This is a genomic window from Pseudomonas sp. NFACC02, from assembly GCF_900110765.1.
Taxonomy (GTDB): Bacteria; Pseudomonadota; Gammaproteobacteria; order Pseudomonadales; family Pseudomonadaceae; genus Aquipseudomonas.
Genome location: NZ_FOEO01000014.1, coordinates 1 through 24675, shown reverse-complemented (window position 1 = coordinate 24675; position 24675 = coordinate 1). Strand labels below are relative to the sequence as shown.

Sequence of the window (24675 nt, the reverse complement as noted above, 5' to 3'; positions counted from 1 at the left end):
GCTGACGCAAAGTGTGCCCCTGAGGCGTTAGCACGCACCGCGTCTGACGAGCTGGCATTGGTGCATAATCCGCCGTTAATCCCGCGTTGTTTCAATCGCCTTTTCTTCGAGGCCTGTCATGCACGTATTGCTCTGTGAAGATGATGACCTGATTGCCAGCGGCATTGTGGCCGGTCTGGATGCCCAAGGCTTGACCGTGGACCGCGTCGCCACTGCTGCGGCCGCACGGGCCATGCTGTCGGCAGCACATTTCGATGTGATGGTGCTGGACCTCGGTCTGCCAGACGAAGACGGGCTCAAGCTGCTGCGTCAATTACGCCATCATGGTACGGACATTCCGGTCCTGATCCTCACCGCTCGGGATACCGTCACCGACCGGGTCGATGGCCTGCAGGCGGGGGCCGACGACTACCTGCTCAAACCGTTCGATCTTCGCGAGCTCAGCGCGCGCCTGCACACGCTTGTCCGGCGCATGGCCGGGCGCAGCGTCAACGTCATCGAGCACGGCGCCCTGACCTACGATCCAAGCAGCCGCGAGACCCGTCTGAGTGGCCAGTCAGTCGACCTGTCCCGGCGCGAGCAGGCCTTGCTTCAGGCTTTGCTCAACAACCACGGGCGCGTGCTGTCCAGCGAACAACTCAAAGACTGTGTCTACGGTTTTGGGGATGAGGTCGAAAGCAACGCGCTCAACGTTCATATCCACCACCTGAGGCGCAAGCTGGGTGGCAGCATTATCGAAACCGTTCGTGGCCTGGGCTATCGGCTTGGCCCGGCCAGTGAACCCCCGGAGCAACAGGGATGATGAGTTTGAGAACACGCCTGAGCCTGATTCTGGGCTCGGCGTTCATTGTGATCTGGGTGTTGGCGGCTGCGTGGATGCTGCGTGACCTGCGCGCGCAGATGATGGCGTCACTGGATCAGCGACTCGAGGCCTCGGCGCGTATGGTTGCCGGGCTGCTGGAGCAGATTCAGATGCCCACTGATGCCGAGGGCCGTTCGTTGCGCGCTGGGGAATTGGGGATTCCCAACGGCATGGCCTGTCAGCTCAGCTCGTTGCGTGGACAGGTGCTGGCCAGAACCGACAGTTCGCCTGCCGAGCCGTTGAGAGCGGATTCCAGCGGTTTTCACGACCAGATGATCAACAACGAACACTGGCGCGTGTACACCATGATGCACGGCGACGTGCGGGTGAGCACCGCGGACCGCCAGATCGAACGCGACGTGCTGGGCCGCTCGGTACTGCTGGCCGCCTCGCTGCCGGTGCTGGTGGCGTTGTTCGGCAGTTTGATTCTGGTGTGGTTCGGCATTGGTCGCGGGCTTGCACCGCTCAATCGAATGCGTGATGCCTTGAACCGCCATAGCGCGGACTCTGTCGAGCCGCTGGATGTGCCCAACCTGCCGAGTGAGTTGCAGCCGCTGCTCAAGAGCCAGAATCAGCTTTTCCTGCGCATCGCCCAGACGCTTGAGCGCGAGCGCAGGCTGACCGGTGATGCGGCGCACGAATTGCGCAGCCCGCTGACGGCGATCAAGACCCATCTGCAAGTGGCGCGCATGACCGAGGGAGAGAAGCGCGACACGGCACTTGCACATGCCGAAGAGGGCGCGGACCGCATGCACCGCACCCTCGAGCAGCTTCTGTTGCTGGCGCGGGTGGAGGGCAGTCTTTCGTTCGACGATGGCGTGCAGTGTGATGCCGAGAAGGTTGCGCGGCTGGCGATTCACGATGCCTGCCACGGCGATGGCGAGCGTATCGAGCTGATTCTGCCGTCACGGTTATCCACAGCGCCCGTGGAAATGCCGGCGGCGCTGGCGGTCGCGGCCCTGCGTAATCTGCTGGATAACGCGTTGCGCCACACGCAACCCGGTGCGCGAGTGGAGTTGAGTCTGGAGACGTTCGACGGTCAGGCACATTTCCGGGTCCGTGATTATGGCCCCGGCATTCCGGAACCCGACCTGGACAAGCTGACCCAGCGCTTCTGGCGCAATGGCAAAAGTCCTGGCGCCGGGCTCGGGTTGGCGATCGTTCAGGCCATCGTTCAGCGGTGTGCGTGTTCGTTGAGGTTCGACAGCCGCAGCGACGGGTTGCGGGTGGCGTTGAGCATGCCGCTGCGGCGCATGCCAACCTGAGCACTTTCGCCGTTGCGCTTTGAACAACGTTTGAGTGAAGGGTGAAGTGGCTGGCTTTCGTATGAACGCCAGCCACTCTAGAAGCAGCGATTCACTCCACTAAACGAGGTGTGCCCACTTCAGACGCATCTTCAGATAAGCCGAAACTCTTCAGTATTTTTTTGATTTCACCACTTTTATGCATCGCATCGATATCGGCAGACAAGGCCTCTCCCAGAGCGGCGTTGCCTTTGGTGTAAGCGAATGCCGTCTGGCCAGGTTCCAATGAGGCCTTCACCCGGGAGTCGGGTTCGGACACCGTTATCGTGTAGCCGGAAAAGCCGCCTTTCTGCTGTGCAGCGATGGCGACTGCATAGCTGTCGGCACCCGCATCGAGGCGATTGGACGCCAGGTCTTGCGCCATCGCGACCGGGTTGGGATACAGCACCAGGTTATCCCCGAAAACCTTTTGCAGATCGGGAACCCATAAGTAACCCTGCACCGTACCGACACGTTTGCCTTCAAGGTCTGCGACCTTCGTAACGCCGTCTTTAGAGATAATGCCCATGACGTCCAGATAGATCGGAGCCGTCAGTCCCAGTATCTTGTTACGTTCGGCCGTCCGATACCAATCCCCAATGCCGACATCCGCCCGCTTTGCTACCACCGACTGGATCACCGCAGCAGGGTCGAGCGCAGTGGTCTTGATTGTCAGGCATTCCTTCTCTGCGATGCGTTTGATTATTTCGCCATCCACACCGCTCAGTTTGGTGCCCGCGCCCGGAATCGAATACGGCGGAAACGACCACGCCGCTACGGTCAGCACGTGGGGTGTCAGCGTCTCGAACGTGTGCGCGGGAACGCAGTCCGCGGCCACTACCTGAGACGCGGTCACGGTCAGGACGACCGAAAGAGCGAGGCGTTTCGAGTTCATTTTCATCGTTGCCATCGTATCCACCAGACGGGTTATTAAATTGAGAACAACCGGCAGTTATCAGCTTTGAGAGGACTGGTTCTTCGCCAGCCTTTTTTCCAGTGTCCCTACAATGAGGGTTGCGGGCAGGCACACTGCTGCGTACATCAGTCCCGCAAGTGTCAGAACCGGCATGTACTCGAAGGTCGCGGAGCCAATGGCAGAAGCTTTGCTCACCATTTCCGGCAATGCGATGGTGAAACATAATGAGGACGCCTGGAACATCATGATCGAGAACCCCAGAAGCGACGGAATCGCAATTTTCAGCGCTTGCGGAAGTATGACGAACCTCAACGAGTCCATCGTTGTCAGCCCAATGACTTCGGACGCCTCTTTTTGTCCGATATCGATCGCTTCCATGCCGCCTCGAATGATTTCACTTGTATAAGCGCCGGTGCAGTACGCGAGGGCAATGGCCGCAGCCCAAAAGGAGCTGAGCGTGATGCCAGCGCTGGGCAAGCCAAAGTAGAAATATTGAAGGAGTATCAGGGCAGGCGCCCCGCGTCCAAGTTCCACGAAGAACAGAGTCAACGATTTAATGACCATCGATCTGGACGACACGCCCACCGCAAACACGAGGCCAAGGCTGATGCCTATGATCAAGCTGATCGCTGTGACTTGCAGGGACAGGATGAAACCCTTCCATAAACTGGGAAACCATTCGGCCCACATGGAAACAATCGTGATCATCGGGCAATCCTCTGCGCTAACCTGAATCCAATCCACCGGGAAAAGAAAGCAATCGGCAGGCTCATTGCCAAATATAAGAGGGCGGCCATGGAGTAGATCTGCAGCCCTTTGAACGTCTGCTGCGTCGCCTGATACGCCTGGAAGGTAATGTCGTTGACACCAATGGTTGAAGCCACTGCCGAGTCCTTGAGCAGACCGATCAGGTAGGTCGCCGCGGACGGGATCACGATCCGGAACATCTGCGGAAAAATCACGTCTTTAAAACGCTGCAGAGGGCTCAGGTTTAAAACGTGGGCGGCTTCATATTGGCCGGGCGATATCGATCCCAACGCCCCTCTGTAGACCTCTGACATTTGTGCTGCCGTGATCAGCCCCAGACCCAGCATGGCCGCAGCCAGCGGCGAGACTTCGATAAACCCGCCGCCGATTCCGAAGAATATGAAGAACAGCCATACGATGGGCGGAATCGAACGCAGAATCAGGACAAGGTTGAGCGCAACAAACCTCAGTACCGGGGTTCTGGCACACCTCATTGCACAGAGTGGAGCGCCAAGCACGATACCTATGGCGAAGGCTCCCAGCGTGACGCAGATCGTCCAGAGAACCCCGTCCAGCAGGGCTGCCAGAATCTGGAGCATTATCGGTCCCTCACCGCGCGCAGGAACTTTATGACGCGATCATGTGTAGGAAACCGCATGACGTCCACGCTGGGTCCTTGCTCAATGATCCTGCCGTCTGCCATCACCACCACACGGTCGGATACGGTCTCGGCAAAGTGCATCTCATGGGTGACAACGATCATCGACATGCCTTCACGTGCCAACTCTTTCATGACGGCCAATACTTCCAGGCCCAGCTCCGGATCGAGCGCCGATGTCGGTTCATCGAACAGCATGAGTTCAGGCTCTAACGCCAGGGCCCGTGCGATCGCTATGCGCTGCTGTTGGCCACCGGAGCACCGCGATGGATAAAGTTTCGCTTTGTCTGCCAGGCCTACGCGATCCAGCAGCGTCATTGAACGCTCGTCGGCCTGCTTCCAGGAACGCCCCATCGTCCTGACCTGAGCGAGGCTGACGTTCTGCAGTACGGTCATGTGGGGAAACAGATTGAACGACTGAAAAACCATCCCGATCCTACGACGAAGTTTCAGCAACGCTGGGCGCGGCGTCGGCTGCTCTGCGTCGAGGACGATGTCATCCATGACCACTCGGCCTTTGGTGGGGGGTTCAAGCTGGTTGATACAGCGAAGCAGGGTGCTTTTTCCGGAGCCGCTTGGCCCGATGATCGCCACCACTTCGCCCTTTGCCATCTCAAAGGTCACGTCTTTGAGAATTTCATAAGGTCCGAAATTCTTGTAAAGAGACTCGACCTTCAAGAAGGGAATGTCTGGCCGTGTGACAGGTGCCGGGACGGAGGAAAGCTTTGTCGCTGCGCTCATTTCTGCTCATCCTGTTCGACTATCGAGTGCCTGCACTCCTCAGTTGAATGCAGAAGTCTCTTTTAACGATAGGTATCCACCAGCGGCGTACTCGACAGCTTGACCGCGCCGCTGGCAGAAATGAGTACCTGTTCTTCCAGCTTTACCCCTTCGCGGCCACCTTCTTCCCCGATGTAACTCTCGACCGAAACCACCATGTTCTCCTGAAACACGCCGTCGTAACCCCATTCGGAAAAGTCCACCGCATACGCCACGCTGGGGTATTCATCCACCAGTCCCACGCCGTGGAGCATCATCATGTAGCGGTTGTGTTCATACTTGTGCGGTACCGGCCAGCACTGCTCAGCGAAGTCCCGAAAGGTCAATCCAGGCCGCAGCAGCCCTGTGTTGTGGCTGATTTGGTCGGCGGCAGTCTGCATCAGCGAACGCTGGTAACCGGTAGGCGATTTTCCTGGGCACACAAAACTGCGCGAGATGTCCGAGAGGTAGCCTCCCGGGCCAACCATGTCGGTGTCGAAACACACCATCTCGCCCGCTTCGATGACTTTGTCAGTGGCATCCTGGAACCACGGGTTGGTGCGATGGCCAGAGCTTAAGAGGCGGCTTTCAGCCCACTCGCCCCCTTGGGCCACGTTAGTGCCATGCAGAATGCTCCAGAGCTGATTCTCGGTGATACCCGGGACCAGGCTGGCCCTCATCCGGGCAATGGCAAGATCACACACGCCCATCGATACTCTGTGGCTCTGGATCTCTTCAGCGGATTTGATCAGTCTCGCCTGTTCCATCAGCGGTTGGGCATCGAACAACTCAATACCCTGAGCCTTGATCTTCTCGGCGCCCCACGGGTCGCAACGGTCGACAGCCAATCGACAGTTGCCGCCACCGTGTTGTTTGACGAGGTCAGCCATTTCTTTGGCCCACAATGCCGCTTTTTCATCGACACGAGGCCCCGCCAGAAAGTACAGCCACGGTGTAGCGGGGCGTATCTCATCGATGGTCTCTACATGTGTGCTGTTGTGCTTGCTGCTGGTGAAGTCAAAAAGAATGACCGGCCCTTCGGTCGCAACGAACACATAGCGGCTGGGCGAATGCATCACCCAAAGACCGAGATTGTTAGTGTCGGTTGCATAGCGGATGTTCACCGGGTCTGCCAGCAGCACTCCCGCGTAGTCATTCAGCCTCAGCTGTTCTCTGATGCGCTCCAGGCGGTAAGTGCGAAGTTTTTTTCGATCGATCTCCGCGTAGGCGCCGAGTAATCCTGAGTCGACTCCCGCCAACGAATAACCACTGACACTGGGGTCATCTCGAAAGATGAGTTCGCTTTCATCCGCCACGGTTAAATTTTTCGCATGGAAAAGACCACTGTTCATGAAAACCTCGCACGGTGATAAACGATGTCAGGCACGCGCTGGCACTTAACAAAGTCAGTTTCAGTAATGGTTAAAGGTCTTTCACGATGCGCAGGGCGTCGTAGATGGCCGCATGGGTATTTCGGGCTGAAACAGCATCACCGATCCGAAACAGCTGAAAGGTCCCCTGTGCGTTGGTTTTGATGTTTTGTGGGTTGCCGGCGATCAAATCCATGTACTCCACCGCGCCTTCATTCACTGCCAGTGGCGCGAGTTCGAAGTAGAGTTCGTCGAGCGGAATCGTCCCGTGGTTGATGACGATCTGGTCGTACTCCTGGATTTTGTTGAGCTCGCTATAGTCCGTACCGATGTTTGCCCGCAAAGTGTCCCCGTTTCGCTCAACGGACTTTAGTCGGTAGGTCACGGTGAACACCGTGTCGAGCTTTTGAAGGCTGCGCATGTAGGGCACCAGGTTCATGCCCATGACTTCCGGTGCGAAGGCCCGGTCAGGCGTCATGACTTCAGTCCGCGCGCCAGACTTCGCGATGACCTCTGCCGCTTGCAGGCCCGCATGGTCGCCCGCGTCATCGAAGACAAGGACGTTCTTTCCAGGTTTGACGTCGCCGGAAATGATGTCCCACGTCGATACGACCAGTTCGTTACCCGCTTCGAGCACCTCCGTATGAGGCAGGCCCCCGGTCGCTACGATGACGACGTCAGGCGTTTCGTCCGTGATGATTTGCCTGTCCGCCCATGTGTTGAAATGAAACTTCACCCCCAGACGCTCACATTGCGCCATACGCCAGTCAATGATGCTGATCATTTCCTTGCGGCGTTCCGATTGCGCGGTGAGGCGCACCTGGCCACCCGGTTTGTCAGCGACTTCATAGACCACGACTTCGTGGCCACGCTCTCCCGCCACTCTGGCCGCCTCAAGGCCGCCGGGGCCGGCGCCGACGACGACGATCTTTTTCCTGACGCTCGCCTTGGGAATGTCATGGGGCATGGTCGTCTCGCGACCGGTCGCGGCGTTGTGAATACAGAATGCAGCGCCCCCATGGTAAATCCGGTCAAGGCAGTAGTTCGCTCCGACGCAGGGGCGGATGTCGTCTTCCCTGCCTTCGATGATCTTGCGCACGATGTGCGGGTCGGTCATGTGTGCTCGGGTCATGCCGACCATATCGATCAGTCCTGAAGCGATCGCATGCCGTGCGGTGGCAACATCCGGGATCTTCGCCGCATGGAACGTTGGAAAGCCTGTCAGCGACTTCACTTCTCCGGCAAACGCCAGATGCGGGGCGTTTCTCATCCCCTGGATTGGAATGATGTCGGTCAGCCCGGCGTCCGTCTCCAGATGACCACGAATGACATTGAGGAAGTCGACCATTCCGCTGTTTTTCAATTGCTGCGAGATGGAAAGGCCGTCCTCTTTGGTGATGCCACCGGGAATGATTTCATCGGCGGTATAGCGGATGCCAACGATGAACTCATTGCCGACGCGCTTGCGGATCGCCGTCAACACATCGAAGGTGAAGTTCAGCCTGTTCTCAAGCGATCCCCCATAAGGGCTGTCCAGGGTGTTGGTCAGCGGCGACCAGAATTGATCCATCAAATGGCCATAGGCTTGCAGTTCGATCCCGTCCAGACCGGCAGCGTGCATCCGCTCTGCCGCGTCTGCGTAGTCCTTGATGATGCGCTCGATATCCCAGTGCTCAATGCGTTTGGGGAACGAGCGGTGGGCGGGTTCGCGGCTGTGCGAGGAAGACACCGCAGGAAGCCAGTCCCCTTTATCCCATCGCGTGCGGCGCCCAAGGTGGGTGAGCTGGATCATCACGGCAGCACCGTGTTCATGGCACTCATCCACGAGGTCCTTCATCCAGCCAACGACTTCGTCCTTGTAAGCCAGAACGTTATTGAACACGGGCGGACTGTCTCTGGAGATGGCAGCCGAGCCCGCAGTCATGGTCATGGCGATGCCAGCCTTGGCGCGTTCGACGTGATAGGCGCGATACAACTTCTTGGGCATGCCGTCTTCTGCATAGGCCGGCTCATGAGAGGTGGTAATGATGCGGTTTCTGAGGGTCAGGTGCTTGAGCTGGTATGGCTGAAGTAGCGGATCGTTTTTCATTGGGGTCTCACACGCAGGTCATCAGGCTGAGACGACAATAAGACCCTATGTACAGTGGTGTCAACAGGGTGGTCGCTTGTGTACATTGCGGTTGCGACATCGCGCTGAGTGGTTGTAGGATCCCCGTATGACTACCTCCCCCCCGAATTCCGAAAACGTCCGTGGCTCCGTCGATACCTGGCTTGCCGCTGCATACGAAATCTTGATCGAATCAGGTGTGGACGCCGTTCGCGTGCTCCCTTTGGCGAAAAAGGTGAAGCTGGCGCGCACCAGTTTCTATTGGTATTTCGAAGACCGTGAAGCACTCCTCACTGCCTTGATAGAGATGTGGAAGGTCAAAAATACGAACAACCTGATCGCCCAGACTCAGGCGTACGCCGAATCGATAACCGAAGCGATCCTTAACGTGTTTGATTGCTGGTTGAACGCCAGTATTTTCGACTCTCAACTGGAGTTCGCGATGCGAAGCTGGGCGTTGCAATCCGAGGAAGTCGCCAGACACATTGCCGAAGCGGATGCGTTACGGGTGCAGGCGTTAGGGGGCATGTTCGAAAGGTTTGGCTATAGCGCTCATACTGCGGCCACGCGCGGTCGTGTGATTTACCTCGCGCAAATTGGTTATATCGGCATGAAGACGGTGGAAAGCATTGAAGAGCGGTTAGCACACGTACCGGAGTATTTGAAAATGTTTACCGGCGTGGAACCAGAGGCTCGGGATCTTGAGCGATTTCTCCGTCGCAATGGGTTCAGCCTGTTGTCGATTCCTGACTACGAGTCATCCCTTCAACCTGACGGCATCCCGCCTCAGGCACCTGCAGCCTGAAGGTTCCCGCGAGTTGGGTGGGCCTGCAAGGTGATCACGTGCAGGGCACGTGGGCCTGGAAAAATCCGATGAACTTTCCTGACAAAATTCGCTTCCTTATTGGGACAGGAGCGAAGGCTCACTCGCGCCTTCGTGCATAGAAGTATCGGCGTAGAGGTATTTACCATGGCACGTGGAAGCAAAGATAAGTACACCGACGATCAAAAGCGCAAAGCCGAGCACATCGAAGAGAGCTATGAGCGCAAGGGTACGCCCAAAGGTGAGGCCGAGGCTCGCGCCTGGGCAACGGTGAACAAGCAGTCGGGAGGCGGTGAAAAGGCTGGTGGCTCGGGCAAAAAAACGTCGCACTCGACGAAGGAACGGGCCAAAACTGACTCGGGCAAACGAGCCGCGCAGACACGCAGCGGCCATGGGCGCGACTCCAAGGCTTCACTTGAAACGCAGAGCAAGGAAAGCCTCATGAGCGAGGCCCGAAGTCGCGGTATCTCTGGACGTTCGAAAATGACCAAAGCGCAGTTGATCGACGCGCTGAAAGCGAAGTGATCGCTGATCGACGCAGACTTCGCTCAGGCGATTACGTGGAGGCATTTGCTTTAACCCGAATTCGCCTTCCCAAACAGGTGAGTCATGAGCAAAAACATCAGCGCAGCAGACTTGAACATTCATCTGGATAAAGGCGATGAACAGGCGTTGTTCAAATGGTTGATAGCCAGCTTTTTAATGGGCAAACGGATTCGCTCGGGGATTGCCGCTGAGGCCTACAAGGTCATCATCGATAAACATCAGCGGGATACGCCGAGAAAACTTGCCGCGTGCACGCACGGGGAGTTGGTGAGAATGCTGGGTGAGGGCGGTTATGCCCGATATGACGAATCGACCGCCGAGCGTTTGCTCAAATTGAGCAGAAAACTGAACGAAGAGTACGGCGGAAAGATCATGAACATTCGGCAGGCCAGCGAAGATCGGGCAGCGTTTGAAAAGCAGTTGGCTGCGTTCGAAGGCATTGGCCCGAAAACCGTCGAAATTTTCATGCGTGATGCGTTGAAGATACTGTTCTGAGCGGGGCGCCAGGCGTCCGCCGTCGCCCAGCGCCTGCCCTCACCGAGCCTTATTGACGCCGCCGATGAGATCGATCACCGGGGCGCACTCACTGCTCCCCTGACCTCGGAGCCATCGGCTGCTCGGGTAACCGTCTCGGTCGCAAAAATCGACCAGTCCTTGTGCCCCAGCCCTCGGGTCACGGCCGCCGTCATGTTTGCCCGGACCGCATTGGCTGCGGGCAATTCCAGATTTACGCGGTGGGCTGCCTCAAGGGCCAGGTTGATGTCCTTGAGCCCCAGCAACAATGTGAAGCCCGGCTCAAAGGAATCGTTGACGATGTTCTGTCCATAGCGTTGATAGCTCGGCGAGGCAAACAGGGTCTGGGTCATGAGGTCAATGAACGTGGCCGGGCTTAGCCCATGACGCCCGGCCAGGGCGCTGGCTTCGCCCAAGGACTGGATGGCCTGGGTGATCATCATGTTCCCGGCGATCTTGGCAATGCTTGCGTGCACCGGATCATCACCCAGACGCCAGGTCTTTTTACCCAGCACATCAAAGAGGGGCTGTACCGTCACAATCGCAGTGGGCGACCCGGCCGCCATGATGTTCAATTCGCCCTTTGACGCCACCGCGGGCACGCCAAAGACCGGCGCCGCGACCAGTGCAATGCCGTTCGCGTGATGAATCGCTTGCAGCTCGTTCATGAGCGGGGGAGAGAGCGTCGACATCACCACATGGACACAGCCTTCTTTCGCCGTTCCCAGGGCTGAGGAGGCTAACAGCACGGCTCTGACGGCGTGATCGTCGGCGAGCATGCTGAAGGTGACGTCCTCCCGGAACGCCTCGGCCGGTGTGGCGAGGACGCGTACGCCTTCCAGAGCGGTGAGCGCTTCCCGAGTGCGATTCCATGCCGAGACGCGATGCCCTGCCTTGAGAAGGAGGGGAATCATGGCGCGCCCCATGCTGCCTGTTCCAATAAACCCGATGTTCATGTTGAAGCCTGCGATGCTGTTAATGGCTTCAAAGTATGTGGCTCAGGGGATTGCTGCGGGACTGCCATTGTTGCAACCTCAGCGTTCATTTTTGTACGGGGTGAGGCATGGACTGGAGTGACATGCGGGTCTTCCTGGCGATTGCCCGCAGCGGCTCGCTCGGTGGCGCCGCCCGGCAGTTGGGGGTGAGTCACCCGACGGTCGGGCGGCGCCTGCAGGTGCTTGAACAAACCAGCGGGCAACCTTTTTTTCTACGAACTGCCCAGGGACTGGTGCTCACCGACACCGGCGAGAAGATCCTCAGTCTGGCGCAGGACATGGAACTCAGCGCCCTGGCCATCGAGCGTCGCCTGGCGGGGCATGGCGATCAACCGGAAGGCCTGTTGCGCATATCCTCAGCCGATTGGTTCGCCTGTCATGTGTTGTCGCCGGTCCTCAGCGAACTGGCGCAACGCTACCCGTTGATCGTCCCTGAGGTCATCGCCGGGCATCGGCTATTCGACCTTGCCCGCCGGGATGCCGACATCGCCTTCCGGATCGTGCCCTTCACCGAACCGGACATCGTCCAGCGCAAGCTGACAACGCTGCCGTACGGGCTCTACGCCGCTTCGCAGGCCCCGGCGCCGCCCCCGGATGGCGAAGGCCTGGGCCTTATCCTGATGAATATCGCCCAGGCCCATTACCCGGACGTGCAATGGCTGCAGCAGCGCTATCCGAAGGCCCGCACCGTGTTTACCAGCAGCAGCCGCACGGTTCAGGCGCAGATGTGCGCGAAAGGGCTGGGCCTTGCCGTATTGCCACGCGTCCTCGGCGACTCGGTGTCGGGACTGCGACGGCTGGATGAGGACGAGCCGCCGCCAGGACGGGACATCTGGATGGGCTATCACCAGGACATGCGCCAGATGGACCGGCTGCGGGCGCTGGCCGACCTGGCCTCCAGCATGATCGGCGCGGGTTAGCGCGTTACAGCTTGTCAGTTCGACCGAATGGCCGACGCCTCCGGCACCTGCGCCGGCTGCCTCGCTAACGTCAGGCTCACCGCGGCTCCCACGGCCAGGCAGGCCGCAATGCACACGACAGAGACCGTGAACGCGTGAGTGATGCTGGCCGCTGTCGCCTGTTCCCCCAGCAAGGTATAGAAAACGCCGCCGATCAACGCGACGCTCAGCGATGTGCTGATTTGCAGCGTCGCGCTGGTGATGCCGGCGATCATCCCGGAATAGGCTGGCGCGACCCGACCCGTCACCATGCGCATCAATGTCGGCAGGGCCAGACCTTGCCCAAACCCGATCAGGAACAGGATGGCTGTCAGGGCGGTGAGGGGCGGGGCAAGGGTGGTCGGCGTCACTGACACAAGCCAACCCAGCCATAGAAAGCCGAATACTTCCAGCCCCATGCCGACCGGGTTCACGTAGTCGCCAAGCATGCGTCTGATTGGGGGGACCGACAATGGGCCAACCAGGAATCCCGCGCCGAACGGCAGGAAGATCAGGCCGGCCTGGAGTGCGGTCATGTGCAGTGCGCCTTGCATGTACCTTGAAAGCAGCAGGAAAAAGACACCCATGGCGTAGAAGCACAGCGCGACCAGTAACGCTCGGCCCAGGCCAGGCGCTTTCAGTGCGGCGGGGGCGAGGACAGGCGTCCCGCCGGCGAGGTGCAGACGGGTTTCGTACCGCCAGAACAACACCGCCAGCACGGGCGCTGCGGCGAGCATCAGCCACGCCCACATCGGCCATCCTGCCTCGCGGCCTTCGATCAACGGCACGACCAACGTGGTCAGGGTGAGCATCGACAACGCCGTGCCCACCAGATCCAGCTTGCTCGCATGCAGTGCACGGGTTTCTTTAAGCACAGGGATGCCGAACGCGATGACCAGCAACGCGATGGGCAGATTGACCAGAAATATCGCGCGCCATCCCATGCCCAACACGTCGATTGCAATCAAAACGCCGCCCAGCGCCTGTCCGATCACGGATGCCAGTCCAAAGACCGCTCCGTACAGACTCAATGCCAATGGCCTTTCCGACGCCGGGAAAATCGCTTGCACCGAGGCGAGCGCCTGAGGCGCCATCACGGCGGCGGTCACGCCCTGCAACGCGCGTCCAAGGATGAGGATCCAGGGCGTCGTCGCCAGGCCGCACATCAGCGACGCGGCAGCGAAGCCCAGCAGGCCCAGGAAAAACATCCGACCGCGACCATACAGATCACCGAGTCGCCCGCCGGTAATCAGCGTCACGGCATAGAGCGTCGCGTAGGACGAAATCACGAGCTGCTCGGCAGAGGACGCGGTGCCCAAGTCCTCCTGTATCGAAGGCAGCGCGACGTTGACGATAAAAAAATCCAGGGGTGGCAAAAACGCACCGACCAGCAAGATGGCGAACATCAACCAGCGCCGGGGCTCCGGCGCTGCGATTTCGAGTTGAGACATGACAGGCATCCTGTGTGGAAACTCAGGTTTCACGACGAATGAACGGCCGGGTCCTGTCGAGCAAGCGTTTCGCCCGCTCGTGCCAGGCCGGTGGGTCCCAATTTAGGGGATCGCGCCTGGTCTTTCGCCTCACAAAAATGCACGGCCATCGTTCATTCGTGTCAGTGCCGCGCTGCTCCGATGACGGTCACCATGGACAAGGTCGATTCAGACGACACTTTTATCAGCGACTGAGGAGTCAGACATGTCAGGTAAATTCAGCGATCAGGTTGCTGCGGTGACCGGCGGGTCCACGGGGATCGGATTTTCCATCGCACAAGCCTTGATCGCCGAGGGCGCCAAGCGCGTTTACATCACCGGAAGGGCAGCGGACACGCTGGAGGCGGCGGTTGCCGAACTCGGCGACAAGGCCGTCGCGGTGGTGTCGGATGTCTCGCGTCAGGCGGATCTCGACGCACTCAAGGCGACGATCGAAGCACGGAACGACCGGCTGGACGCTGTATTCGCGAATGCCGGGATCTGTGAGAAAAATCCGGTCGGAGAAACCAACGAGGCCGCTTACTACGCCATGTTCGACGTCAATGTCAAAGGTGTGTTCTTCAGCGTCCAAACGCTTCTGCCCTTGATGAAAGACGCGTCGTCCATCGTTTTGACCGCTTCGATCTGTTCCAGCAACGGCATGGAAGGATTGAGTCTGTACAACGCTTCCAAGGCGGCGGTGCGATCGTTTGCACGCACGTGGGCCAATGAACTCAAGCACCGCAAGATCCGCGCGAACGTACTGAGCCCCGGCTTCACCCGCACACCGCTGATGGACAACGGTCTGAAAATGAGCGAAAGCGACATTGCCGCGCTGCGCCAACATGTTGAGCAAATCACGCCATTGGGCTACATGGCACAACCTGAAGAGATCGCCAGTGCGGCATTGTTTCTGGCCTCCGACGACGCTAGATACGTGAACGGCGTGGAGCTGATGGTCGACGGTGGATTGTCACAGATCTGAGGTCTCATTGCGCTTCAACAGTGACGCCTTCAGTGTCGGCGTGCAATCCATTGCAGGACGTCCTGTTCGAGTGTTCTGGAAACGTTGTCAGACCCCTCGCCCGAAGTTCTAAGGGGCAAGGGTGTTCTTCCGGCCCAGAGGCAGCTTCCGTTCACCAGGAGAACTTCAACTCGACGCCCAGGTAATTGCTGTCATGGCCTCCGGCATCGCGCACCGTCTGTCCGACGTCGTAGTGAACCGCTTCGATGGCGCCGCTCAGATTGCCGGTGAACGCGTAATCGGTGCGCAGCTGACCATACGCGCCCGTCCAGCGACTGCCCTGTCCGGCTGTCCCGGCCACCGCGATGTTCGGCTGCGTGTACACGGCGTCCTTGGTGGTCTCGCGCCACTGCAAACCCATTGCAGTCTGCACGCTCAGCTTGGCGATGGGTTTGACAGTAATCGACGGCTTCACATGCAGGATGTTGGCGTAGCCGGTATAGCCGCCCAGGGAAAAGTAATAGCCGTTGGGAAACAGCGGATTGAACGTCCCCACCGTGCCATCGCCGTTCTGCCTGTCGCCCGAGGCGGCATCCAGTTGCAGGCCGATTCGAGGCGTCCAGGTCACGTCGGAAAAGGTGTAACCCACGCGGCTGCCACCCGCCCAGGCACGGATGCTCTTGGAACCGACTGAACCTGTCTGGCCCATTGCTTCCAGATCCCAGTCATAACCCTCGGCCGCACCGGCCAGGCGGGCGTCTAAGATATTCCGGTGTTCGGCACCGGTGGCGTCCAGGTAACTCGCGTCGTCACGTTCATACAGCCCGACATAAGCCGACAGCTCGTTGCTGCCACCCACCAGACGCTCGGCCCGCAGCATGTGGAAACGAAATTCGTGGTTGGAACGGTCGTCGAAATGCCGCTCGTCCTGGTATTGCACAGGCCGGCTGGCAATCGCGATGAAGCGCCACAGCCCGGTTTCCCAGTCCGCCCACAAGGCATCGAAGGACTGCCGCACGTTCGGCCCGTCGCGTGAAGAAATGAAACGCTGCAAGTCGAAGGCAAAATCCTGCCGACCGACACGCGCCTTGAACGTATTGTCGCCCAGCTTCCTGGTGTATTCGAGAAACGCCAGGCGCAGGTCGGTGCGGTTCTGGTCTGCGCCGCCGAGGGTGGTCTTGTCGTAGGCGCGCACGTCTTCGAGCTGGGTGAACAGCCGCCAGTTCTCGTTGAAATGCAGATCGGCATGGACCTGAAAGCGCTGCAACAGATAGGCATCGCGAGCGACATTGCGGGTGCCGAAAGCGCTGGCGTCGTTCATCTCGAAACGCTCACGCAACGTGCTGCCCAGCGACAGATAGGTCTGCGGATCGTCGGTGGACAGCGAGATATATTTCAGGCTGTCCAGCGGTTCGGTTCTGAGCGTCGGATCGGCCAGTACCGACCAATCCTCCTGCCAGCGATTGGTCTTGATCGCCGGCCTTGTTTCGGCGGTAGCAGCACTGGCGTGGGGGCTGACCAGAGGCAGCGCCACGACCAGACAGACACCACTCAGACCTGTGGCAAATCGGATACTGGCCATCGGTCAACCGGCTGTTGCGAGCTGATGAATTTCAGCCACGTAACCGCCCGGGAACTCAACCAGCGCAGCCGTGCGACCCTGGCTGTTGACCGGCTCGACGATCACTTTGACGCCCGCTGCTTTCGCCTTGTTCAGGGTGTCCTGCAGGTTGCTGACTTCATAGCCGGTGTTGTCATGGCCAAACGGATACGGCAAGTGGCCATCGGTGGCGAGCACGACCATTTTGCCAAACGACGACTCGATGCGGATGCGATGGTAAGTCCCGTCAGCGCGACCGATTTCAGCGCCTGGCGCTTTTTTGTCGTCGCTTACAACTTTGCCGTGGGAGAACGCGAGGAAGGATTTGACGAACGCCGCGGCGCGATCATTGGAGACGTACACGCGGTTTTCCGGAATGCTCTGGAACGGCGCGTAATTCGGCACTTTGGTGTGCCAGTAAAGTTGCATGTTCACGCCGCCCGGCCACTGCACCACGGCGTCACGGCCGATGGGGTCCGGGAAATCCGAAACGATCACATCAGCACCGGCCATGCGCGCTTGCTTGATCGCCAGGTCCATGTCCTTGACCAGATAACCATTGCGTTCCTGGCCGAACGGGTGCGGAATCGGGGTCTTGAAACCGAACAGGGAAACGGTGCCCACTGGGGTCTGGATCAGCTGCGAAGTGGTGCTGCTCGGCACCGGAAGCACATTGACCACGACCTGTGGCGTGCTTTGCCCGCCAAAGGTGGCCGTGAAGCTCTGAACGAAACGATCGACATCCGCTGGCGCGACGTACACATGGGTGGTGTCGTATTGCGGGGCTACCGCAACCGCTGCCGCTGCCGACTGAGCGAACGCTGCCGTCGGGGCAACCACCGCAGCCATCGGGCCGGCAAGGCCGAACAGCGTGGCTGAAATCATCAGTAATCTTGCGCGCATGCACATCATCTCCGGGAAAGGGCAGACACCATCGTCCGCACGCTGACCTGAAGAGGATTGAATAGACGTGCTATTTGGCGGATTGGGCATGATCGGAGGCCTGTGCCCCACAGATTCATTGGCCTTTTAAGGAAGAAACTCAGTTCTATTTGTGGTCCTGTTACTGACGTGACTTAACGGGACGGGTCCGAAGGCATTCCAGATGATTGTGAAAAAATTCAAAAAATACTGAAAACCTACGCGGTCATCTTGTCGCCGTTCGCGTGAGAAACCTCCGAAACGACGACCATCCCTCCGACAACCCTTTGATTCTGTTCCCTAATCCCGGACAATCGCGCCCCTTTCCCTGTAGAGAACCGGTCAGGGGCGCAGACTGCCAAGCTTTTCGATGCGCTTTTGACCTTGTAGCTATCACCGGCAACGGAGAATCGACCGGATGAATGAACAGGCCAACAGCGTCGAACCACGTATCGACGCCGCGCCCGCGAGCGTGACGACGGAATTGACCGCATGGAACCGCCACGACACCACCTGGATGCTCGGGTTGTTTGGCACGGCCATCGGCGCCGGCACGTTGTTTCTGCCGATCAACGCAGGCATCGGAGGATTCTGGCCGTTGCTGATCCTCGCTTTGCTCGCGTTCCCCATGACGTTTTACGCGCACCGCGGGCTGACCCGTTTCGTGCTGTCCGGGCGTGCGGGTGCGGACATTACCGAAGTCGTCGAGCAGCATTTCGGCAAGCAGGCCGGCGCGCTGATCACCTTGCTGTATTTCTTCGCCGTGTTCCCGATTCTGCTGATCTACAGCGTCGCGCTGACCAACACCGTCACGAGCTTTCTCGAACACCAGCTTCACGTTGAGCCGCCGCCACGCGCGGTGCTGGCGCTCGTGCTGATTCTGGGCCTGCTGGCCGTGGTGCGGTGTGGCGAGCGACTCATCGTCAAGGCCATGAGCCTGATGGTCTATCCGTTCATCGTCGCGTTGTTGTTCCTGGCGGTGTTCCTGATCCCCCACTGGACGGGCGGCATTCTCTCCACTGCGTCGAGTGTGCCCGCGCCTTCGGCCTTTGTGCACACGTTGTGGCTGGCGATTCCGGTGATGGTCTTCTCCTTCAACCACTCGCCGATCATTTCCGCGTTCGCGGTCGATCAGAAGCGTCAGTACGGTGAGCAGGCAGAGCGGCGTAGCTCTCAGATCCTGGCTCGCGCACACGGGCTGATGGTCGTCATGGTGCTGTTTTTTGTGTTCAGTTGCGTGCTGACCTTGTCGCCGGAGCAACTGGCCGAGGCCAAGTCGCAAAATCTGTCGATCCTGTCGTACCTGGCCAACCACTTCAGCAACCCGACCATCGCGTTCGCCGCACCGTTGATTGCGTTCGTGGCGATCACCAAATCATTTCTGGGGCACTACATCGGCGCCAGCGAAGGCTTGAAAGGACTGATCGTGAAAAGCGGTCATCGTCCGTCGCCACGCTGGCTGGACCGTCTGACGGCTGCGTTCATGCTGGTGGTCTGCTGGCTGGTGGCAACGCTTAACCCGAGCATCCTGGGCATGATCGAAACCCTGGGTGGTCCGGTGATCGCCGCGTTGCTGTTCCTGATGCCTATGTACGCCGTGCGCAAAGTGCCGGCCATGCGTCAGTACGCTGGCAAGCTGTCCAACGTGTTCGTCGTGGCGGTCGGTCTGGTCTCGATCTCGGCCCTGGTGTATTCGCTGCTGCCGTAAATGTGCCGACCGTCCGGAACCTGATTCACCCCACGGTCCTCGCTTGCGCGGTATGGATGATGGCAACATGATGTTGCCATCTTCTTGCTCTCTGGATACCGCAACCATGAGTGACGAATCTCTGCCTCAAGGCACTGACAGCGATGTCTATAAAACCCTGCTCGAGTCGACCAAAGCCATCCCCTGGCGGATCGACTGGGCCAGCATGACGTTCAGTTACATCGGCCCGCAGATCGAGCAATTGCTGGGCTGGGAGCAGGGCAGTTGGGTGGGCGTCAACGACTGGGTCGAGCGCATGCACCCGGACGATCGTGATTACGTGGTCAACTTCTGCGTGTCGCAATCGAAGGCCGGTGTCGATCACGAAGCCGATTACCGCGCATTGACCAAGGACGGCGAATACGTCTGGATCCGCGACGTGGTGCATGTGGTGCGCAAGAACGGTGAAGTCGAAGCGTTGGTCGGTTTCATGTTCGACATCAGCGAGCGCAAGAAAACCGAAGAGCATCTGGTGCGTCTGCAGAAACAACTGGAGGCGTTTTCCTATCAAGACGGCCTGACAGGCATTGCCAACCGGCGCATGTTCGACACGGTGCTTGAGCGTGAATGGGGCTTTGCACAGGAAACCAGACAACCGATATCGCTGATCATGATGGATATCGACTACTTCAAGCAGTACAACGACCACTACGGCCACATCAAGGGTGATGAAGCGTTGCGTACCGTCGCCAAGACGTTGTCGCAGGCGGCCAATAACCCGCGTGATTTCATCGCCCGTATCGGCGGCGAAGAGTTCGTCTGGTTGCTCCCCGAAACCACCCAGGACCAGGCACGCAGGGTGGCGGAAAAATGCATGCAACTGGTTCGTCAGCAGCAGATTCCTCATGAAAAATCAGAGGTGTCACCGTTGTTGACCCTCAGTCTGGGTGTTGGCACCGTCGTCCCCTCCGCCTTGGAAAACGCGGTTTCGTTCATCGAGAAGGTGGACGCCCTGTTGTACGTCGTCAAACGTAACGGACGCATGCGCGCCGAGTACGCTGAATTCTAAGGCGTTCGCTTTGTTTTATGACCAGCGGGTCGTGAATCGACGAGTGGTTCACTGAGCTGGTCTATAGTTTCCCGGCGCTTACGCGCATCTTTGGACAGGGAGGCTCAAACATGGCTGACAACTCCGTTGTATTGACGAGCGCTGAGGTTTTCGACTCGTCCGTGTCGTTCAAACCTACTGACTTTCCCCGTCTTGGGAGGGCCAGAGCGGAGTCAGGCAATTTCGAGCTGAGCGAACTGAAACCCTGGTTCACGCTTGTGGACGACGAGGAAGAAGAGGAGGAATAAACACTTTGATACCGCCGAGAAAGACCAGGGGTGTCACTGATGTGCGCCTCTGGTCTCCCGTATTGCAGTCAAATTCCCTTCCTTTCATCCCCGCCCTGATGACTTACGCGATGGTGTCGACCACGCCGCCGTCCACGCGCAACGCCGCTCCGGTGGTTGCTGACGCCTGTTTCGATGACACGTAGACCACCATGTTCGCCACTTCATCGACGGTGGCCGCGCGCTGAATGATCGAGCTGGGGCGATGCGCCATGACAAACGCTGCGGCGGCTTCTTCCAGCGACTCACCGGTTTTTTCGACCTCTTCCTTGAGCATGTCCGCCACACCTTCGGACAAGGTCGGACCGGGCAATACGGCGTTCACCGTAACGCCAGTGCCAGCCATGCGTTTGGCCAGGCCGCGCGAGATCGACAGGTTGGAGGTCTTGGTAAAGCCGTAATGGATCATGTCGGCCGGGATGTTCAGGGCTGACTCGGACGAAATGAAGACAATGCGGCCCCAGCCGCGCTTGGCCATGTCGTCCGCATAAGCGCGGGACAGACGCACGCCAGACATCACATTGACGTCGAAGAAGCGTTGCCAGACGTCATCAGGTGTTTCAAAGAAGTCCTGTGGACCGTAGATCCCGACGTTGTTGATCAGAATGTCGACCTGCGGCACCGCCTTGACCAACGCTTCACAGCCCGCAGCGGTGCCGACGTCAGTCGCCACGCCTCGCAGCATCGCGCCGGGGACATCCTGCTTCAGCCGACTCACCGCCGCGTCCACCGCCTCCTGCTTACGCCCATTGACGATCACTTCGGCGCCCGCTTCAGCCAGACCTTTGGCGATGGCATACCCGATGCCCAGCGTGGAGCCCGTTACCAGCGCCGTTTTACCGGTCAAATCGATGTTCATGTTCGATGTCTCCGTGAGGTCGAAAGAATGATGGAGTGCTGCAATCTGCTTGGGCTCAGGCGAGTGTAGGCTGGATCGGGCAGAGCGCTTTTCTGATTTGTCCCGCGAAGGGCACTGATCGTTCCCACGCTCCGCGTGGTAACGCCTTCCTGACGCTCTGCGTCAGTCCTTTCAACGCGGAGCGTCGGAAGATGCATTCCCACGCGGAGCGTGAGGAACGATCAAACGTTGACGGCGGCTTCCACCGATATAGCCCGGTCAGCCTGATTGACTTTCCCGCAGACACGCACGCATGATCCTGCTCGTTTATGATCGATTCAGCCTGTTGTCGAGGTCTTTTATGTCAGCCAATCCCGAGGCCTTTCCAGGCGAGCGTCAGCGTCTGATCACCGAGCGCCTGGCCGTGCACGGTCGGGTGATTGCCGCCGATCTGGCGACTGAGTTCAAGGTGTCCGAGCATTCGATTCGCCGTGATCTCGGCGCGCTGGCCGCCGCAGGGCTGTGCAAGCGGGTGTACGGCGGGGCGATTTCGCTGGCGTCGGACGGGCCGCTGACGGCGCGCATCGAGCAGGAACCGAACCGCAAACGCGCATTGGGCGTGGCGGCGGCCGGGCTCATCAGTGCCGGACAGCATGTGTTCATCGACGGAGGGTCGACCAATCTGGCGATCGTGCGAGCCATCGATCCGCACAGCGCGCTGACCGTGACCACCAATTCGCCTGTGCTGGCGGTGGAGCTGATGAAGTTACCGCAGGTGGAGGTGATTCTGCTGGGCGGTCGCCTCAGCCCGATTGCGGGAAGCACCTACGGCTTCACGACGATTCAGCAATTGGCGCACTTCAACTTTGACCTCTGTTTCCTGGGCGCTTGCGCGCTGGACGCCGTCAAGGGCGTGACCGCGTTCGACATGGATGTGGCCGAGTTCAAGCGGGCGGTGGTGGCGCGCAGCGGGCAGGTGGTGGTGGCGGTGATCAATGAGAAACTGTCGAGCATCGCCCACTATCAGGTCGCGCCGTGTGAGGACGTCGGGGCGCTGGTGGTCGAGCATGATGCGCCAGCGGACAGGCTGGAGCTGTTTCGCGGTAAGGTCGCTCATATCGTCAAGGCGCAGCCGGGTTCCTGACCGACGCTCTGCTAGGTTTTCGTTGCGCCTTGCCAGATTTCGGTCCGGTTACGTCCTTCATGCTTGGCGATATACAGCGCCGCATCCGCGCGTTCCACGAAGGTTTCCATGGTAGGGCATTCTTGGACCTGACAGCCGTAGACCCCCAGGCTGATACTGACGATGCCGCTCGGATTACCCTGATGCTCGATGGCGCGTGCCAGCACCGCCAGGCGAATTTTTTCCGCGAGTAAATAAGCGCCGGGCGCTTCGCTGTACGGCAGGAAAACGGCCATCTCTTCACCACCGTAGCGCACCGCCAGATCGCCGGTCCGGTTGAGGTTGCCACGAATGCACTCGGCCACGGCGACAATGCATTTGTCGCCCGCGACATGGCCGTAGTTGTCGTTGTAGCTCTTGAAGAAATCGATGTCGATCATGATCAGGCTCAACGGGTGCTGGTTGGGCTGGCCTTTGGGGAACTCGAGTCCGAGGATTTCATGGAAGTGACGTCGATTCGCCAGTCCGGTGAGGCTGTCTTGCAAGGCCAGTTTCTCCAGCGAGTGGCTGGCGATTCTGAGTTGTGATTCGGCGTTGAGACCGAACCGAATCTGCTGAAAGAGCAGCACACCGAACAGCAGGTTGGCGACCACGATGCACACAATAATTGCCAGCGAGCGCCACGCGTACTGCCGCCACTCGTCGAGCACTTCATGTTCCGAGAGGCCGGCCATGGCCATCAGCGGGTATCGGTCCAGACGTTTGTAGCCGTACAGCCGTATCTCGTGGTCGAGGACCGACGCCACCGTTGCTGTGCCTTCATAGCGCTCTTTAAGGTGTTTACGAAACAACTCCCCGTCGGCGATGGAGGCACCGCGCACGTTTTCCAGCGATGGCCGGCGCGCCAGGACGGTGCCGTCCGCCAGCGTCAAGGTAATCACCCCCCGATTGCCGATGTCGAAACGGTCGAAGAACCGATCGAAATACGCAAGCTCGATGGTCGCCAGTACCACGCCAGCAAAATGACCTGCCGAGTCGTTAACCCGTCGCGAGATGGGAATGATCCAGTCGTTAGTGGTGCGGCTGCGAATGGGTTGGCCAATATGCGGCAGGTTGCTGTCGATGGCTTTGTGAAACTGGAAATATTCGCGGTCGGTGTTGTTGGCGCCGGGGGGAGTGTGGTTCAGCGAGGTGGCAGCCCAGTTGCCGTCTTTGTCGTAGATGAACAAGCCCTGAATCTGCTCGACGCTGGCAGCAGTGGCGTGCAGGTAGTCGTGCATACGCGAGCTCGTGGCCGCGCCGAAGCCGTCGTAGGCCAGGCGTTCGACGATACCCGCCACCGGAATATCGGCCTGATTGAACGTGTCGTCGGCTTGCTGTGCCATCGAACGCGAGAGGTTGGCCACGTTGGTATTGGCCATCTTCAACTCATGGGTGCGCGTCTGACGCAACTGCCACAGCGTGATGCTGGTGATGGACAGGCACACCAGCACGGTAAAGAATCCCGCCAGCCACAACACAGGCATGCGCTTAAGACGCCTGTTCCTGGCGTCGAAGTCCGTTCCTTCTACTTGTCTCAATCCCCACCCTCACTGACGCCCACGATTTCAGACCCACCGTGTGTGACGAATGCTCCCTGATCCGTGGCACACGGTATCGCACAACAGCGACCGTCTGACACAGAGAGTAGGACAAGTCGGGGATTTTGAACGCAAAACTGTCGCCAGAGATGAGGCTATGGAGCGTCGGAACAATCAGCTTGCTCGCGAGGGGAGTGAGCCAGTTTCATCAAAGGTGAATGACAAACCGCATTCGTCAGCAAGCTGACTCCCACCGGTTTTATGTTCATTCAACGATTGAGGCGTTGAATCTAAACAGCGCAAAGCGCGCTCTGGCTTTTGATCTTCATACCGCAGCAGGCCAGACACCACAAAGCGCGACTTGGGTGCAGGCCAAACGCCGACGACGCGTAGTGGGCCGAGCGGCATGGATGCCGCGAGAGCGCCGTCAGGACATGGATGTCCGTTCGGCGCGGGCCCACGGAGCGTCGTCGGAGTGCGGGTACCCGACGAAGTCGGGCCTAACCAGGAGCCGGACCCTTGGCTGCCTCTTGAAACAAAGAGGGGGGTCCTTTCAAGTAACCCGCCGAAGGCGGAACAGT

Annotated in this window: 23 protein-coding genes; 11 read left to right on the top strand and 12 right to left on the bottom strand. The window is 59.1% G+C overall.

What is annotated here, in order from left to right; all coding sequences use genetic code 11:
* Window positions 1-118 precede the first annotated feature (118 nt).
* A complete protein-coding gene (locus BMY73_RS13810; RefSeq protein WP_062380211.1) occupies window positions 119-802 on the top strand; it encodes a response regulator in 684 nt (227 codons plus the stop codon).
* Window positions 799-2127 carry an ATP-binding protein gene (locus tag BMY73_RS13805; RefSeq protein WP_092407749.1) on the top strand — a complete coding sequence of 443 codons (1329 nt, stop codon included), beginning with the start codon at window positions 799-801 and terminating at the stop codon, window positions 2125-2127. The genes BMY73_RS13810 and BMY73_RS13805 overlap by 4 nt, the downstream gene beginning before the upstream one ends.
* A gap of 91 nt (window positions 2128-2218) precedes the next feature.
* Here BMY73_RS13805 and BMY73_RS13800 read toward each other — a convergent pair whose 3' ends face one another.
* The 6 genes from BMY73_RS13800 to BMY73_RS13775 all read right to left on the bottom strand — a co-directional run bounded on the left by BMY73_RS13800 (window position 2219) and on the right by BMY73_RS13775 (window position 8684).
* Window positions 2219-3055: a substrate-binding periplasmic protein gene (locus BMY73_RS13800; RefSeq protein WP_256571179.1), complete on the bottom strand. Its 837-nt coding sequence runs from the start codon at window positions 3053-3055 to the stop codon at window positions 2219-2221.
* Window positions 3056-3100: 45 nt separating this feature from the next.
* Window positions 3101-3769 (bottom strand): amino acid ABC transporter permease, encoded by a 669-nt coding sequence (locus BMY73_RS13795; protein ID WP_062380218.1) that lies wholly within the window; start codon window positions 3767-3769, stop codon window positions 3101-3103.
* Complete coding sequence (locus BMY73_RS13790; RefSeq protein ID WP_092407747.1) at window positions 3766-4407, bottom strand: amino acid ABC transporter permease; 642 nt, start codon at window positions 4405-4407, stop codon at window positions 3766-3768. Before BMY73_RS13790 ends, BMY73_RS13795 begins: the two co-directional genes overlap by 4 nt.
* Window positions 4407-5207 carry an amino acid ABC transporter ATP-binding protein gene (locus BMY73_RS13785; RefSeq protein WP_092407745.1) on the bottom strand — a complete coding sequence of 267 codons (801 nt, stop codon included), beginning with the start codon at window positions 5205-5207 and terminating at the stop codon, window positions 4407-4409. Before BMY73_RS13785 ends, BMY73_RS13790 begins: the two co-directional genes overlap by 1 nt.
* A 62-nt stretch (window positions 5208-5269) precedes the next feature.
* Window positions 5270-6577, bottom strand: a complete 1308-nt coding sequence (locus tag BMY73_RS13780; RefSeq protein ID WP_092407743.1) for a M24 family metallopeptidase — start codon at window positions 6575-6577, stop codon at window positions 5270-5272.
* A 70-nt stretch (window positions 6578-6647) separates the two neighbouring features.
* Window positions 6648-8684 carry an NADH:flavin oxidoreductase gene (locus BMY73_RS13775; RefSeq protein WP_092407741.1) on the bottom strand — a complete coding sequence of 679 codons (2037 nt, stop codon included), beginning with the start codon at window positions 8682-8684 and terminating at the stop codon, window positions 6648-6650.
* 127 nt (window positions 8685-8811) lie between these two features.
* Between BMY73_RS13775 and BMY73_RS13770 the strand changes: the two genes are divergently transcribed.
* The 3 genes from BMY73_RS13770 to BMY73_RS13760 all read left to right on the top strand — a co-directional run bounded on the left by BMY73_RS13770 (window position 8812) and on the right by BMY73_RS13760 (window position 10566).
* On the top strand, window positions 8812-9507 hold the full coding sequence (locus BMY73_RS13770) for a TetR/AcrR family transcriptional regulator (protein ID WP_092407739.1): 696 nt from the start codon (window positions 8812-8814) through the stop codon (window positions 9505-9507).
* A gap of 165 nt (window positions 9508-9672) precedes the next feature.
* Window positions 9673-10050 carry a termination factor Rho gene (locus BMY73_RS13765; RefSeq protein ID WP_092407737.1) on the top strand — a complete coding sequence of 126 codons (378 nt, stop codon included), beginning with the start codon at window positions 9673-9675 and terminating at the stop codon, window positions 10048-10050.
* Between the two features lie 84 nt (window positions 10051-10134).
* The gene (locus BMY73_RS13760; protein ID WP_092407735.1) at window positions 10135-10566 is read left to right on the top strand and encodes an HhH-GDP family DNA glycosylase; all 432 of its coding nucleotides are present in this window, start codon (window positions 10135-10137) and stop codon (window positions 10564-10566) included.
* Between the two features lie 74 nt (window positions 10567-10640).
* Here BMY73_RS13760 and BMY73_RS13755 read toward each other — a convergent pair whose 3' ends face one another.
* Entirely contained in the window at window positions 10641-11540 is a 900-nt protein-coding gene (locus BMY73_RS13755) for an NAD(P)-dependent oxidoreductase (protein WP_092407733.1), read from the bottom strand.
* A 107-nt stretch (window positions 11541-11647) separates the two neighbouring features.
* Between BMY73_RS13755 and BMY73_RS13750 the strand changes: the two genes are divergently transcribed.
* The gene (locus BMY73_RS13750; RefSeq protein WP_092407731.1) at window positions 11648-12499 is read left to right on the top strand and encodes a LysR family transcriptional regulator; all 852 of its coding nucleotides are present in this window, start codon (window positions 11648-11650) and stop codon (window positions 12497-12499) included.
* Between the two features lie 14 nt (window positions 12500-12513).
* On the opposite strand, the gene BMY73_RS13745 is transcribed toward BMY73_RS13750, so the two are convergent.
* The gene (locus BMY73_RS13745) at window positions 12514-13968 is read right to left on the bottom strand and encodes an MFS transporter (protein WP_092407729.1); all 1455 of its coding nucleotides are present in this window, start codon (window positions 13966-13968) and stop codon (window positions 12514-12516) included.
* A 244-nt stretch (window positions 13969-14212) separates the two neighbouring features.
* On the opposite strand from BMY73_RS13745, the gene BMY73_RS13740 reads away from it, so the two are divergent.
* Window positions 14213-14971 (top strand): SDR family NAD(P)-dependent oxidoreductase, encoded by a 759-nt coding sequence (locus tag BMY73_RS13740; RefSeq protein ID WP_092407727.1) that lies wholly within the window; start codon window positions 14213-14215, stop codon window positions 14969-14971.
* Between the two features lie 151 nt (window positions 14972-15122).
* Here the strand turns inward: BMY73_RS13740 and BMY73_RS13735 are convergent, their stop codons facing one another.
* Window positions 15123-16532, bottom strand: a complete 1410-nt coding sequence (locus BMY73_RS13735) for an alginate export family protein (protein WP_092407725.1) — start codon at window positions 16530-16532, stop codon at window positions 15123-15125.
* Between the two features lie 3 nt (window positions 16533-16535).
* Window positions 16536-17453, bottom strand: a complete 918-nt coding sequence (locus tag BMY73_RS13730) for a glyoxalase (RefSeq protein WP_371914978.1) — start codon at window positions 17451-17453, stop codon at window positions 16536-16538.
* Window positions 17454-17889: 436 nt separating this feature from the next.
* Between BMY73_RS13730 and BMY73_RS13725 the strand changes: the two genes are divergently transcribed.
* From BMY73_RS13725 to BMY73_RS28325, 3 genes are all read left to right on the top strand, one after another.
* Entirely contained in the window at window positions 17890-19179 is a 1290-nt protein-coding gene (locus BMY73_RS13725; RefSeq protein ID WP_092407721.1) for a serine/threonine transporter, read from the top strand.
* 106 nt (window positions 19180-19285) lie between these two features.
* Window positions 19286-20227, top strand: coding sequence for a sensor domain-containing diguanylate cyclase (locus tag BMY73_RS13720; RefSeq protein ID WP_062380243.1), 942 nt, complete (start codon window positions 19286-19288; stop codon window positions 20225-20227).
* Between the two features lie 110 nt (window positions 20228-20337).
* Complete coding sequence (locus BMY73_RS28325; RefSeq protein ID WP_175500180.1) at window positions 20338-20514, top strand: hypothetical protein; 177 nt, start codon at window positions 20338-20340, stop codon at window positions 20512-20514.
* Between the two features lie 103 nt (window positions 20515-20617).
* Here the strand turns inward: BMY73_RS28325 and BMY73_RS13715 are convergent, their stop codons facing one another.
* Window positions 20618-21412: an SDR family NAD(P)-dependent oxidoreductase gene (locus BMY73_RS13715; protein ID WP_092407719.1), complete on the bottom strand. Its 795-nt coding sequence runs from the start codon at window positions 21410-21412 to the stop codon at window positions 20618-20620.
* Window positions 21413-21752: 340 nt separating this feature from the next.
* On the opposite strand from BMY73_RS13715, the gene BMY73_RS13710 reads away from it, so the two are divergent.
* Window positions 21753-22535 (top strand): DeoR/GlpR family DNA-binding transcription regulator, encoded by a 783-nt coding sequence (locus BMY73_RS13710; RefSeq protein WP_092407717.1) that lies wholly within the window; start codon window positions 21753-21755, stop codon window positions 22533-22535.
* Between the two features lie 11 nt (window positions 22536-22546).
* Here the strand turns inward: BMY73_RS13710 and BMY73_RS13705 are convergent, their stop codons facing one another.
* A complete protein-coding gene (locus BMY73_RS13705) occupies window positions 22547-24040 on the bottom strand; it encodes a sensor domain-containing diguanylate cyclase (protein WP_092407715.1) in 1494 nt (497 codons plus the stop codon).
* Between the last annotated feature and the right edge of the window lie 635 nt (window positions 24041-24675).